Here is a 12772-nt window from a genome sequence, read left to right as displayed (position 1 = left end):
CCGAATAAGAACCTTGGTTCCGGGAGTCGACAGGTGGACCCGTCAGGAGCGGATTGCCTTTCGGATCCGCTCGGCGAGCACCTCGTATTGCCCGCGCCCGACGTCTTTTTCGACGTAGTCGGTGACGTTGTCGAGAATCGCTTGCTTTGCGACCGTCTCGCTGCCCTGGCCGGTGTAGAGGATGAACGGCAACTCCGGATACCGCTCGCGGACCTCGTTGAGGAACTCGATGCCGTCCATCCCGGGCATTTGGTAGTCGCTGACGATGCAGTTGATCCCGCCGTCGTTCGGAGTGTCTTCGAGAACGTCGAGTGCGTCCGCGGCGCCCGTGGCCGTAGTCATGGATAGCCCCTCGAGGTGCTGACGCAGAAACACGCCCGCCATCTCGATATCGTGTGGATCGTCGTCGACGAACAGGAGGTCGATCGTGTCGACGTCGTCGGATGCGGTCCCGATCGCGTCGGTGGACAACAGGTCGGCCCGCAGATACCGCCCGAACAGATTGAGAAGCCGAAACGACGGCAGACTCGTGGTCACCTTGAGAACCCGATCGCCGGTGTCAGCGTAGATAGCTACTGCCGGCCGCTTGTCGTCCTGCCCGGACACGCTGGACGGCGTCTCGAAGCTGATTATTTCGTCTCTGGCGATGCTGACCGACTTGCCCGTCCCGTCGGGGCAAAGCCGGATCCACGAGGGGCTGACGGCCAGCGTCCCCTCGTGTGGTCCGCCGTTGACAGTGCCGGCGCGGTCCCGACACCGAAACACGACGTCCGTTCCGCTCAGGAGCTGTTTGTAGAGGACCTGTTGGAACGTGACCAACCGCTCGACGCCGGCGTTGATCGAGATGGCCGTTCGGTGGCCATCGGTTCGGGACGCGAGGGTGACGGTTCCGGTCGATCCGGATTCTTGGCCCCGCGAAACACCCTGCACGACGTCGAAGACGCTCGATAGCTCGAACACCTGTTTTTCGCCATCGAACTCGAAACCCAACTTCGACTCGTTCAGAACGACCCGCGTCCGGTCGGTAACCTCCTCGAAGCGACCGTCTACGTCCACGTCGGCTCGAAAGTCCGCAACGATAGACCCCGGCAATGTATGACTGCTGTGAGCCGACGGGATATGATTGTTTCTACGGTTTTTTGAATCAATATCGATTCCATCGGGCGCGAGTCCGCCGCCGATCGAAACACGCGTGCCGCGGGCTCCAGATACCCCGTGCCGACCCGAAGCGTATTGGTTGCGATGGCACGTATCCCGTCGTAATGGGGTCGACACGCCGCGTGCTGCTCGTCGGGATCGAATCGGAAGACAACGCTGCGATAACGGCGCGACTCTCACAGCTCGAAACGGCAGTCGAGGTGCTCTCGGAGCCCGACGCGGAGTCCGCGCTTGCGTCCCTTCGGGCGCTCGCGGAACCGGTCGACTGCATCGTCAGCGCCGCTTCCCTCCCGGGGATGGACGGTGTCGAGCTCTCCAGAGAGCGGACACGCCGCCTCGCGTCGCCGACCGCTCCGTTCGTGCTGTTCGTCACCGACGGATCCGAGGGGCTCGCGGCCGCTGCACTCGAAGCCGGCGTCTCCGGATACGTCCGTCGGGGGACGCCCGATCCGATCGACCGATTGATCGAGCGGGTTCGGCGGACGCTCGGCCCCGGCCGCCCGCCCGGGGACACGACTGCCGGGGGTGTGGCCGTCCATCGACGGGCCGCCAAACAGGAACGGGAACGACTCGAGGACGTCAGGCACGCCCTCTCGCACGATCTGCGGAGCCCGTTGAACGTCGCAACCGGCTATCTCCAGTATCTCGGCGACGGGACCGACGCGGCCCGCGAGGACGACACCCCCGAGGCGGTTCGAAAGGGGCTTGACGCCCTCGACCGCATCGACTCGTTTCTCGACGAGCTGAACGCGTTGGTCCAGCAGGGTCGTCCGGTCGTCTCGGCCGACGCCGTCGATCTGGCGTCGACAGCCCGATCCGCTTGGGTGGATCTCGACACCGGCGACGCTGACCGCCGTGGTCTCGACGGGAACGCGGCGTTCGGGACGGTCGTCGCCGACCGCGAGCGGCTCCGGGGGGTGTTCGGGGAACTGTATCGAAACGCCATCGAACACTCGGAGCCGGGAGTGACCGTCGAGGTCGGCGCCCTCCCCGATGGGTTCTACGTCGCCGACGACGGCCCGGGGATCCCCGAGGACAAACGAAACGACGCGTTCCGAACCGGGATGTCCGACGCCCGAGGCCACGCCGGATTCGGGCTGGCTCGCGTTCGACACGTCGCTGCGGCCCACCGCTGGAACGTTGCGGTCTCCGAGGCCTCTCTCGGGGGGGCGCGCATCGAACTGACGGGCCTCGAGCGCGTGGAGTGAACGCATCGTGCGTCCAGGCCCCGATCCCGGGCGGTTCAGCCGGGCAGGCGAGAGGCCTCGGGCACGAACCGTCGCGACCGCTCATGCTGGTGGACGAAATCAAATAACACCGACTCACGAGTGATCCGCCGGTCGTTCCGTCGAACGGCGTGATCCTCGTGCGTCGTGTGTATATTCGTTTGTCTGTCAGTATCAGGTCGACGAGGGGGATACCGAGCAGCTCCACTCGCCGGCTACCCCGCGTCGAGAAGACTCCTGCAGTGGAGGGCATCGGGGTCGGTAACGACGGGCGACAAATGAACGGACTGCTCCGAGACCAGAAGAAGGCGGAGCGATCTGGCACCGTCAACAGCGGATTCGCTACTCGAGGGAATCGATCCCGGTTATTTCGAACCGCGCCCCGCCGTCGGACCCTTCCACGACGCGAACCGCCCAGCCGTGAGCCTCGGCGACCCGCTCGACGATGCGCAGCCCGAAGCCGGTCCCGTCCTCACTCGTCGAGTACCCCGCGCCGAATATCTCGTCGCGCGCTGCGGGAGCGACACCGGGACCGTCGTCTTCGACGTACAACCCGTCGTCCACCCGCCCGACGGTGACTGTCACTCCCTCGCCGCCGTGTTCGATCGCGTTTCCGAACAGGTTCTCGAGCAGCTGGCGGAATCGGTCCTCGTCGACCCGTATCGTCGCCTCCGAGAGCCCGTCCGCGTACCGCAGCGTCGCCCCCTCGGCGGCATCGCTCACCAGCCCCCACGACGCCTCGATCGGCTCGCCGACCGGGACCGGGTTCACCGACCCGATGTCCCGGCCGTTGCGCGCCAGCCACAGCACGTCCTCGATGATCCGATCCATCCGGTCGAGGGCGGCCCGCGCCGTGTCGAGATGTTCGCTACTGTGCGCTTCGCTGGCGAGTTCCAGCCGCCCCTCGGCGACCTGCAACGGACTCCGAAGGTCGTGGCCGACGATGCTGCTGAACTCGTCTAAGCGCTCTCGCTCCCGAAAGAGCTGTTCGCTCCCGTCGAGACCGACGTATAGCCTGAGCGTGCTGTCCGCGTCTTCGTCCGTCTCCCGCCGAGGAACTGCCCGAAGGAGCGTCTCGATCGTCTCACCGTCGGCGGTCAGCAGCTTCCGGCGCTCGCGCGCGAACTCGCCGTCCAGCGCCCGCTCGTACCCGCCGCGATCCAGCAACCGTCGGCGCGACTCGGGTGCGTAGAACGACTCGAGGGGTTCGTCGACGACCGCCGCCCTCTCGTAGCCCAACCGCTCGGCGAACAGCCGGTTGCAGTCCTCGATGATCGGCGTGTCCCCCTCCATTTCCGTCACGACCGCCATGACCGGCGCTTCCTCGAAGAGCTGCCGGTACTGGGCTTCGAGGCGGGTGTTCAACGCCTTGAGTTCCTCGGTCCGGCGGTCGAGTTCCTCGCGCCGTTGCTTCTGGTCGGTGACGTCCCGGAGGGTTCCGACCGAGCCCTCGAAGCACTCGCCGTTGTAAGGGAGTACGCCCATGTGGTCCTCACAGACCACCGGGGTTCCGTCCCGTGGCTGTAGCGTCACTTCGAACGAAACTGTCTCCGGGCCGTCACTCGACAACAGTCGCCGCAGTTGCCCCTCGGCTTGCTCGACCGCGTCATCGTCTTTGAACAACGACGGTGTGTTGCCGATGATCGTCTCCCGGTCGTACCCCACCAACTCGACGAGCTCCTCGTTCACGTGTGTGAACCGCCCGTCCTCATCGATCACGTACACCGCGTCGGGCAACGCGCTGACGATGGTCTCGTGCTCCGCCAGTTCCCGCTTGCGTCGCTCGCGCTCCGTTACGTCCTGAAACTGCGAGAAGATGGCCTCGACCTCGCCGTCCTCGTTCGTGACGACCCGATTGTACCACTCGCAGATCCGGACGTCGCCGTCCTTTCGGACGTTTCTGTTGAGGATGTTCCTCCCTCCGTCGGCGTCGAGGAGGTCCGAAACGACGTCGCCGACGCGTCCGCGGTCGTCGGCGGCGACGATCGTCTCCCAGGACTCGCCGCGCAGTTCGGCTTCCTCGTAGCCGAGAATCTCCTCGGCCCGGTCGTTCAGGCGCTTGAACCGGAACGTGTCGTCCCACTGTATCGCCCCGATTGACGATTCCTGAAAGAACAATCGAAGCTGCTCTTTTTGTTCTTCGGTGGCCTTCTCGGCCCGGTACCTCTTGACCGCGTTTCGGATCCGGGTCGCGAGAAGCAGGTAGCGCTCGTTTCCACCCTGTTTTTGAATGTAGTCGGTGACGCCGGCCGAAATGGCCTCCGCAGCGATCTCTTCGCTTCCCTTGCCGGTGTAGAGGACGAACGGCAACTCCGGATACCGCTCGCGGACATCGTCGAGGAACTCGATACCGTCCGTGCCCGGCATATCGTAATCGGAGACGATGCAGTCGGGAGGCCGGTCCGCGAGTATCCGCAGGGCTTCCTCGGCGCTGGTCGTCGCCTCGACGTCTAGGTAGTCGTTCTCGCGCTTGAGGAACTCCGCAGTCACGTCCGCGACCGCCGGATCGTCGTCGACGTGCAGGACAGTAATCGGGACAGTCATAATATCGTATAGCAAGCTATCGTGTTATAGAGATACAAGGAGAATACTGGTGGCTTTAGCCACCAGATGAATCCGACAAAAGTTTATGTATAGACACAGTAAATATAATTGTGCGTGGAGAACTGGCAGTTGACTCGGTGTTTGCCACGGTTTTTAACCGGAATCAAAAAGTAAGCCGACCACGCCGACAGTCGTAAAACAATCAGCTATCTCGAAGCCCTTCAGCGGGTACGAGTAACGGCTTCGTGGCAGAGCCACTGGCTGACTGTCCAGCAAACCTGAGACTCCCAACGTTCAGGATTGACCTGCCCGGCCAACACCGGGTGGGAGGCCCGCGCTTTTAGGCGCGGGAGGATGTCACATCCCACCGCTTGCGGCCGGGAGGTCATCGGAACACGCGGGGATGTCTGTGGCTATCGAACCGCAATTGCCGGTACCCGGGAGTGTCGCCGTCCGCGGCGGCATCAGTTCCTATCGGGCCAGTGGCCGTAGGCGATGTCGCGCTGGACGGCGTTGGCCCCCTCGTAGACGCTTGGATACGAGCTGTCCCGGTGGATCTTGTTGATCCGGTTTTCCTCCCGGAGGCCCTCACCACCGTGGAGCTGTGCGGCGTCGCCGGCGATCGATTCGGCGGCCTCGGTGGCCCGGCGCTTCGCGAGGCTGGCCCAGAAGGCTGGATCCTCGCCGGCGGCGACGCGTCGACACGCCGTCCACGTCAGTGCCCGGGCGGCTTCGAACCGCTCGCGCATGTCGATCAGTTCGTGACGGACCGTCTGTTTGTCCGCGACCACCCCGTCGTACAGCTCCCGGTCGTGGACGTAGTCCCACGCCGCCTCGATGGCGGCCGCGGCCAGCCCGATCCCGTGGCCCGCGACCACGATCCGGCCGTAATTGAAGAACTCGGCGATCCGGTAGAACCCCCGGTTCGGCTCACCGAGCAGATTCGACGCTGGAACCCGGACCCCATCGAGTTCGACGCGAGCCTGCTGGCTGGCACGCAGGCCCGTCTTGTCGTCGATGGCCTCGGCCTCGTAGCCCGGGCTGTCCGTCGGCACGATGAAAAGCGAGTACGCGTCGTGGCCCCCGTCGTCGCCGGTCCGGGCGTAGACGACGACCCAGTCGGCGACGACGCCGTTGCTCGTCCAGTACTTTTCGCCGTCGAGGACGTACTCGTCGCCCGCCCGCCGTGCCGTCGTCCCCATCCCCGCGAGGTCGGAGCCACCGCGGGGCTCCGTCGCGGCGAGGCCGGTGATCAGGTTCTCTTCGGCGACCGGCGGGAGCCACTCCGATCGCTGCTCGTCGCTGCCGTGCATGGCGACGACTTTTGCGCCGAAGTCGGCCAGCTGGAGCGCGAGCCCGATCCCCCCGTCGGCCCGGAACCACTCCTCGATGATCGCGAGTCGGTCCGCGAGCGTCCATCCCGAACCGCCGTACGCCTCGGAAAAGTACCGTCCCGCGAGGCCGGCCTCCTGGGCCGCCCGCAGGATCTCGATCGGGAACTCGCCGGTCGCGTCGTGGGCCATCGCCTCGGGTCGGATCCGCTCGTCGGCGAACGTCCGCGCGCGGGCTTTGATATCGTGTGATCCATCGGGGATCGGCGTGTCGGTGAGCAAGTTCACGAACGTATGTTAGGGACGAACGCCTCATGAGCGTAGTGGTCGAGGAACCGCGGGAGGTTGCTCCGCGGCCGTCCGTCGCGTGTCGCGTCCGTGTTCCGAACGCCTCTATCGCTGTCCCGCGACATCACTGCTCGTGAACGTCGGCAGAGCCCATTATAGAGATACAAGGAGAATACTGGTGGCTTTAGCCACCAGATGAATCCGATAAAAGTTTATGTATAGACACAGTAAATATAATTGTGCGTGGAGAACTGGCAGTTGACTCGGTGTTTGCCACGGTTTTTAACCGGAATCAAAAAGTAAGCCGACCACGCCGACAGTCGTAAAACAATCAGCTATCTCGAAGCCCTTCAGCGGGTACGAGTAACGGCTTCGTGGCAGAGCCACTGGCTGACTGTCCAGCAAACCTGAGACTCCCAACGTTCAGGATTGACCTGCCCGGCCAACACCGGGTGGGAGGCCCGCGCTTTTAGGCGCGGGAGGATGTCACAACGACTCGAGAGGGATCGAAGCCTTTTATTAACGCGCTCGCCACCGATCCCTACTTGTGGCAGTCCGTTACCCCCAGCGTCCTGTTCGTCTTCTCGGACCAGCAGCCAGCTCTCGACACGAGCCGGTGATCCACCCAACTCACCCACCCGGCGTGGATTTATATTACGTCCCCTTTCGAATCCACCCGGATGATACTCGTACACGCGACATTTCCGCTCGACCCGGCGAAGCGCGAGGAGGCCCTCGAAACGATCGAGGACCTCGTCGAACAGTCGCAGGCGGAGGCAGGAACGATCGAGTATCGGGCCGCGATGGACGTCTCGGAGCCGAACACGGTTCGGTTCGCCGAGCGCTACGAGGACGCCGACGCGTTCGAGACCCACACGGAGACGGAGCACTTCGAGGCGTTCGAGGCGGCGCTCCCGGACCTGCTCGCGGGGGAGCCCGAGGTCCTCCGGTTCGAGGTCGAGTCGGCGACCGAACTGGAACTGTAGGACGGGCCGTCGGGAATCGGGTACCGAGGCCGGAGACCGGCGAGCGCCCGCTCCCCCGGTCGATATAAAAAGCGACAACTAACAACAGTGGGGACGAAAGCCCCGGTATGACCGAAAATACTGGGAGGGGGTGGTTCGAGGACGTCGACCCGGCCGACCTCGAGGAGGCCCGCGAGGCGATCGAACGCGGGACCGCCGAGGAGCCGGCCGAGTGGCCCGCGCGGGCGGTCGAGGCGGGCTTCGCCGCCGACGAGGACGACTACTACGACCTGCTTCACGACGCGACGACGTCGGCGACGCGGGCGGCCGTCCGGGAGGCGGAGACGGCGGCGGACCGGGACCTCGTGAGCAGCGTCCGGGCGATGGACGACTGCGAGCGCGTCGCGAACGAACTCGCCGAGCGGGTCGCCGAGTGGGCGGGCCGAAAGCGCGAGGAGGCGGGCTCCGGCGTCGCCTACGCGCGGACGCTGGCCGGCGAGGAGGAGCCCGAAGACCGCCGGCTCGCCTCGCTCGCCGAGCGGGCCGCGGGGCTCGACGACGAGGCCGCGGCGCTGCGGAGCCACATCGAGCGGACCGCCCCGGAGGTCGCGCCGAACCTCACTGCGCTGGCGGGTGCCGTACTCGCCGCCCGGCTCATCGCACTCGCGGGCGGGCTGAAACAACTCGCCCGGAAGCCGGCCGGGACCGTGCAGGTCCTCGGAGCGGAGGAGGCGCTGTTCGCCCACCTCCGCGGGCGGGCGCCGTCGCCGAAACACGGAATCATCTTCACCCACGAAGCCGTGAGCGGTACCCACCCCGAACACCGGGGGTCGGCGGCGCGGGCGCTCGCCGGGAAGCTCTCCATCGCGGCGCGGATCGACCACTACGCCGGCGACCGGCGTCCCGAACTGGAGACCGAACTCCACGACCGCATCGAGCGCATCCAGGCGCGTGATGTCGAATGACGCCCGCCCTCCCCGACGGCGTCGAGCGGCGCACCTTCGGCGGCGACGACGAGTGGCTCGCGACCCGCGGCGACCCGGTGTACGGCGAGCCGACCGACGGCGAGTGGCGTCGCTGGGACGCCCGTCGATCGAAGCTCGGGGCGATGTTCGAGCGCGGGGTCGAACACGGCCTCGAGGGCGGCGAGACCGTGCTGTACCTCGGCGCCGCGGCGGGGACGACCGTCAGCCACGTCGCCGACTTCGCCGGGCCGACCTACGCCGTCGAGTTCGCGGCCCGGCCGACCCGCGACCTGCTCGACGCCGCCGAGCCCCGGCCGAACCTCTTTTCGCTGTTGAAAGACGCGAGAGCCCCGGAGACGTACGCCCACGTCGTCGAACCGGTCGACGCGATCGTCCAGGACGTCGCGACGCGCGGACAGGCCGACGTCGCGGTGACGAACCGGCGCTTCCTCCGCGAGGGCGGCCGGCTGCTGTTGGCGGTCAAAACGCGAAGCGAGGACGTCGTCGCCGATCCGGATGCCGTCCTCGAGTCGGTACTGGAAACGCTCTCGGAGGGGTACGAGGTCCTCGAAACGCGGTCGCTGGAGCCGTTTCACGAGGATCACTTCGGCGTTGTCGCGACGCCGCGCTGACGGGGCGGCAGACGTCTGCGGCGCCGATGGAAGCCGCGTGCGAGCGGTTCGACGCGGTAGCGTGCGATTCCGTCGGAGTCGGCCGCGGTCACATGGTATTTAACGGCGCACGCTGAATACGACCACGATGGATCTGGGTTCGCGCGACGCGTTCGACCGGGCCGGAACGCTCGGCATCGAAGAGGAGTTCTTTATTGTCGACGCTGACGGACGTCCCACCTCGGGGATCGACGAACTCGTCTACGGGAGCGAACCGCCCGAACTCCTCGAGGGCCGACTCGATCACGAACTGTTCAGGTTCGTCATCGAGACGCAGACGCCGACGGTCGACTCGCTCAGGGCGGCCCACGAGGCCCTCGACGACGTCCGGAGCGCGCTCGTCGAGCACGCGAACCGACACGGGTTCGACATCGCGGCGGCCGGGCTGCACCCGGCGGCGAAGTGGCGCGAACTCGACCACGCCGAGAAGCCGCGCTACCGCGAACAACTCGAGCGCATCCAGTACCCCCAACACCGAAACACGACCGCCGGCGTCCACGTCCACGTCGGCGTCGACGATGCCGACAAGGCCGTCTGGATCGCCAACGAACTCCGGTGGTACCTGCCGATCATGCTCGCGCTGTCGGCGAACTCGCCGTACTGGAACGGCTTCGACACGGGGCTGCAATCGGCCCGGGCGAAGATCTTCGAGGCGCTCCCGAACACGGGCGTCCCGACCGCCTTCGAGGACTTCGAGTCGTTTCGGGCCTTCGAGCGGACGATGGTCGAGACCGGGTCGATAAACGATCGCGGCGAGTTGTGGTTCGACGTCCGCCCCCACTCCGAACACGGCACCGTCGAAGTCCGGACGCCGGACGGGCAGGCCGACCCCGACCGGGTGCTGGCGTTCGTCGAGTACACCGAGGCGCTCGTCGAGGACCTCGGCGCGCGCTACGACGACGGCGAGGCCGGGAGCGACCACCGCCGGGAGTTCCTCGACGAGAACAAGTGGCGTGCGCTCCGGTATGGACACGACGCCGAACTGCTCGCCGCCGATCCGGCGGAGACGGTGTCGCTCGGGGAGTTGGTCGACCGCGAGCGAAGCCGCCTCGGCGTCTCGGGGATCGCAGACCTGTACGACGGCGAAAGTGGAGCCACAAGACAGCGCCGCCTCCGCGAGGAGGCGGGTCTCGACGCGCTCTGTGCGTCGCTCGTGTTGGAGTGAGCTCGCCCCTGGTCGCTCTTATTCGACGAAAAGCCCGTCGACGAGCGACGCGACGAGCGACCCGTGGGCGTCGTCGATCCTCGAGGGACCGACGCCCTCGAACGTCTCCTTCGCTACGATCGTAAAAGAGAGCAACCGGAAGAGCCCGACCAGCTCCTCGGGGTCGTCGACTCGGAAGGCGTCCTTTTTTGTCCACCGCTCGGCGTGGGGCTCGAACATCCGAAACTGTTCTTCGTAGTACGCTTCGAGGCCTGCCTCGCTCGCCTCGACGTGGAGCGGTCGGATGTCGTCCTCGACGATGAGCCGGTAGTAGAGGGGGTTCGTCTCCAGTTCGTTGAAAAAGTACTCGAAGCCGGCCAGAACCTCCGATCGCAGGTCCGAGGTGTCGTTCAGGATGCCCTCGAGTTCGTCGGCCATCCGGCTCTGCTCGCGGCCGAGTATCTCCAGGTACAGCGCCTCCTTCGAGTCGAAGAACTGATAAAACGTGCTCGTCGCGATGTCGACCGCGTCAGTCAGGTCGCTGATCCGGGTCCGGTCGTGGCCGAGCGCCGAGAACTGCTCGCGGCCGGCCTCGATCAACCCCTCGCGGATCCGGTCGCGTTCGGCGTCGCTGAATCCCTTCATTCGCCCCGTCCCCGGCCGTCAGGGTCGTCAACACCGACAGCGATGCTGGGTGCATGATCGCGTCGCGAGCGTCCCGTCGGGCACATGCAAAAATGCAAGAACAGAAGGTTTATGAATTTTTGGTTTTATATTATATCCAATGGACGACGGCCCCGACGGTCCCCGAAACCGCATCGATTCGAACACGACTGCCGAACCGCGATGGAGTGGTGGGGGCCTCGGGTCGCTCGGCGTCGTCGCCGCGGTGTTTCTGTTGGTCACCGCGACGGGTGTCGGGGCAATCGCCCTCGGTCCGGGGACGGCAAGCGCCCAGACGGGCTTTTCTTCGGGCGACGTCGACCTGGACGTGTTCGTCCCCGACGACACGTTCACGCCCGGGCAGACGAGCGAGTTGACGCTGCAGATCGCAAACGACGGCGAGGTGAACGACGGCAGTTCGCCCGACTCGACCGACGTCACCACCACCGCCCGCAACGTCCGCGTCGAGGTCGACAAACAGCGCGCGCCGATCTCCGTCGAGACGGGCGAGCGATCCGTCGGCAGCATCACCACCGAGGAGCCGAGGGACGTACCCATCGAGATCGACGTACCCGAGGACGCAGAGGAGGGCGAATACGAGATCGAGGTCGAACTCGAGTACCGACACACTTCCCGCGTCTTCGACGTCGGCGGCACCCAGGGTGATCGCTCACACACCGTCACCCGCGAGGTCGACATCGTCATCGACGACGCCCCCCGCTTCGACATCACCGAACTCGACACGGCCGCCCAGATCGACGACTCGGGCGCGACGACGGCCGAAATCGAAAACGTGGGCGGCGAACGCGCGGAGGACCTCACCGTCGAACTCACGTCGACGAGCCAGCGGGTCAGCTTCGGCGACAGCACGAGCGAGACGGCAAGCGTCTCCTCGCTCGCCCCCGGCGAGACCGCGACGATCGAGTACGACGTCCGGTTCGGCCCGCGCGCAAGCGAGCGAGCGTATCCACTTAACGCGACCGTCGGCTACGAGGACTCCAACGGCATCCCCGGGACGGACACACAGCCGACGCTGGACGTGACGCCGATGGCCGAGCAGACCTTCGAGATCACCGACACCGACTCGACGCTCCGCGTCGGCGAGGACGGCGATCTCACCGGCACCGTCACCAACACCGGCCCCGTCGCCGCCGAGAACGTCGTCGTCCGGTACGCCGACGACTACCCGAACGTCGTCGCGATCGAACGCGACGTCGCGGTCGGGAGGCTCGCCCCCGGCGAGTCCGCGGAATTCCGGCTCCCGCTCGAGGTCACCCGCGAGGCCGACCCCGTCGCGAAGTCGATCGCGATGGCGGTCACCTACCGCAACAACGACAACGAGCTCAACCGCTACGACGACGTCGACGCCGTCGCCGAGGTCGCCGAACGCCGCGATCAGTTCCTCCTCGACATCGAGGACGACAACATCGCCGCCGGCTCGGAGCGACTCGTCAACGTGACCGTGACGAACAACCTCGACGAACCCGTCAGCGACGTCGAGGCCAAACTGTACACCGACAGCCCGATCGGTGCCGGCGACGACGACGAGGCCTACGCCGAGTCCCTCGAACCGGGCGAGTCGACGACAACCTCGTTCCGGATCAGCGCCGACGGCGGTGCGGCGCCGCGGACGTACTCGGTCGAGATGGACTTCAGATACGACGATGAGGACGGCACGAGCAAGGTTTCGGAGACCTACCGGGCGGCCATCGACGTCACCGAGGCCGAGGGCGGCGGCGTCCCGTGGCTCCTCGTCGGCGGCCTCGCCGTGATCGTCGCGATCGGAGCCGGTGTACTCTGGCGGCGGCGAGGATAAG

The 12772-nt window shown here is 66.1% G+C and carries 10 protein-coding genes; 6 read left to right on the top strand and 4 right to left on the bottom strand.

The window, feature by feature from the left end; genetic code table 11:
- Positions 1 to 42 precede the first annotated feature (42 nt).
- Positions 43 to 1275, bottom strand: a complete 1233-nt coding sequence (locus NMLP_RS06100) for a response regulator (protein ID WP_269453349.1) — start codon at positions 1273 to 1275, stop codon at positions 43 to 45.
- Between NMLP_RS06100 and NMLP_RS06095 the strand changes: the two genes are divergently transcribed.
- Positions 1263 to 2366 carry an ATP-binding protein gene (locus tag NMLP_RS06095; RefSeq protein ID WP_015409248.1) on the top strand — a complete coding sequence of 368 codons (1104 nt, stop codon included), beginning with the start codon at positions 1263 to 1265 and terminating at the stop codon, positions 2364 to 2366. The two genes, NMLP_RS06100 and NMLP_RS06095, sit on opposite strands and share 13 nt — an antisense overlap.
- 360 nt (positions 2367 to 2726) lie before the next feature.
- Here NMLP_RS06095 and NMLP_RS06090 read toward each other — a convergent pair whose 3' ends face one another.
- Both NMLP_RS06090 and NMLP_RS06085 read right to left on the bottom strand, forming a co-directional pair.
- The gene (locus NMLP_RS06090; protein WP_015409247.1) at positions 2727 to 4928 is read right to left on the bottom strand and encodes a hybrid sensor histidine kinase/response regulator; all 2202 of its coding nucleotides are present in this window, start codon (positions 4926 to 4928) and stop codon (positions 2727 to 2729) included.
- Positions 4929 to 5392: 464 nt separating this feature from the next.
- Positions 5393 to 6547 (bottom strand): acyl-CoA dehydrogenase family protein, encoded by a 1155-nt coding sequence (locus NMLP_RS06085; RefSeq protein ID WP_015409246.1) that lies wholly within the window; start codon positions 6545 to 6547, stop codon positions 5393 to 5395.
- Between the two features lie 680 nt (positions 6548 to 7227).
- On the opposite strand from NMLP_RS06085, the gene NMLP_RS06080 reads away from it, so the two are divergent.
- From NMLP_RS06080 to NMLP_RS06065, 4 genes are all read left to right on the top strand, one after another.
- Entirely contained in the window at positions 7228 to 7533 is a 306-nt protein-coding gene (locus NMLP_RS06080; RefSeq protein ID WP_015409245.1) for a putative quinol monooxygenase, read from the top strand.
- A 107-nt stretch (positions 7534 to 7640) separates the two neighbouring features.
- Entirely contained in the window at positions 7641 to 8477 is an 837-nt protein-coding gene (locus NMLP_RS06075; protein ID WP_015409244.1) for an NOP5/NOP56 family protein, read from the top strand.
- On the top strand, positions 8474 to 9109 hold the full coding sequence (locus NMLP_RS06070) for a fibrillarin-like rRNA/tRNA 2'-O-methyltransferase (protein WP_015409243.1): 636 nt from the start codon (positions 8474 to 8476) through the stop codon (positions 9107 to 9109). The genes NMLP_RS06075 and NMLP_RS06070 overlap by 4 nt, the downstream gene beginning before the upstream one ends.
- A gap of 127 nt (positions 9110 to 9236) precedes the next feature.
- Entirely contained in the window at positions 9237 to 10313 is a 1077-nt protein-coding gene (locus NMLP_RS06065; RefSeq protein WP_015409242.1) for a glutamate--cysteine ligase, read from the top strand.
- An 18-nt stretch (positions 10314 to 10331) separates the two neighbouring features.
- On the opposite strand, the gene NMLP_RS06060 is transcribed toward NMLP_RS06065, so the two are convergent.
- Positions 10332 to 10937 (bottom strand): TetR/AcrR family transcriptional regulator, encoded by a 606-nt coding sequence (locus tag NMLP_RS06060; protein WP_015409241.1) that lies wholly within the window; start codon positions 10935 to 10937, stop codon positions 10332 to 10334.
- Positions 10938 to 11076: 139 nt separating this feature from the next.
- On the opposite strand from NMLP_RS06060, the gene NMLP_RS06055 reads away from it, so the two are divergent.
- On the top strand, positions 11077 to 12771 hold the full coding sequence (locus NMLP_RS06055) for a COG1361 S-layer family protein (protein WP_015409240.1): 1695 nt from the start codon (positions 11077 to 11079) through the stop codon (positions 12769 to 12771).
- Position 12772 lies beyond the last annotated feature (1 nt).

Origin of the sequence: Natronomonas moolapensis 8.8.11, assembly GCF_000591055.1 — an archaeon.
Taxonomy (GTDB): domain Archaea; phylum Halobacteriota; class Halobacteria; order Halobacteriales; family Haloarculaceae; genus Natronomonas; species Natronomonas moolapensis.
Note: the sequence above shows the minus strand (reverse complement) of the source record. Positions and strands in the feature narration are given on the sequence as shown.

What these genes read in the sequence shown, in the direction of transcription:
- NMLP_RS06055 (WP_015409240.1), top strand. Translation starts at nt 11,077, where the DNA reads ATGGACGACGGCCCCGACGGTCCCCGAAACCGCATCGATTCGAACACG.
- NMLP_RS06070 (WP_015409243.1), top strand. Translation starts at nt 8,474, where the DNA reads ATGACGCCCGCCCTCCCCGACGGCGTCGAGCGGCGCACCTTCGGCGGC.
- NMLP_RS06090 (WP_015409247.1), bottom strand. Translation starts at nt 4,928, where the DNA reads ATGACTGTCCCGATTACTGTCCTGCACGTCGACGACGATCCGGCGGTC.
- NMLP_RS06060 (WP_015409241.1), bottom strand. Translation starts at nt 10,937, where the DNA reads ATGAAGGGATTCAGCGACGCCGAACGCGACCGGATCCGCGAGGGGTTG.
- NMLP_RS06080 (WP_015409245.1), top strand. Translation starts at nt 7,228, where the DNA reads ATGATACTCGTACACGCGACATTTCCGCTCGACCCGGCGAAGCGCGAG.
- NMLP_RS06065 (WP_015409242.1), top strand. Translation starts at nt 9,237, where the DNA reads ATGGATCTGGGTTCGCGCGACGCGTTCGACCGGGCCGGAACGCTCGGC.
- NMLP_RS06095 (WP_015409248.1), top strand. Translation starts at nt 1,263, where the DNA reads ATGGGGTCGACACGCCGCGTGCTGCTCGTCGGGATCGAATCGGAAGAC.
- NMLP_RS06075 (WP_015409244.1), top strand. Translation starts at nt 7,641, where the DNA reads ATGACCGAAAATACTGGGAGGGGGTGGTTCGAGGACGTCGACCCGGCC.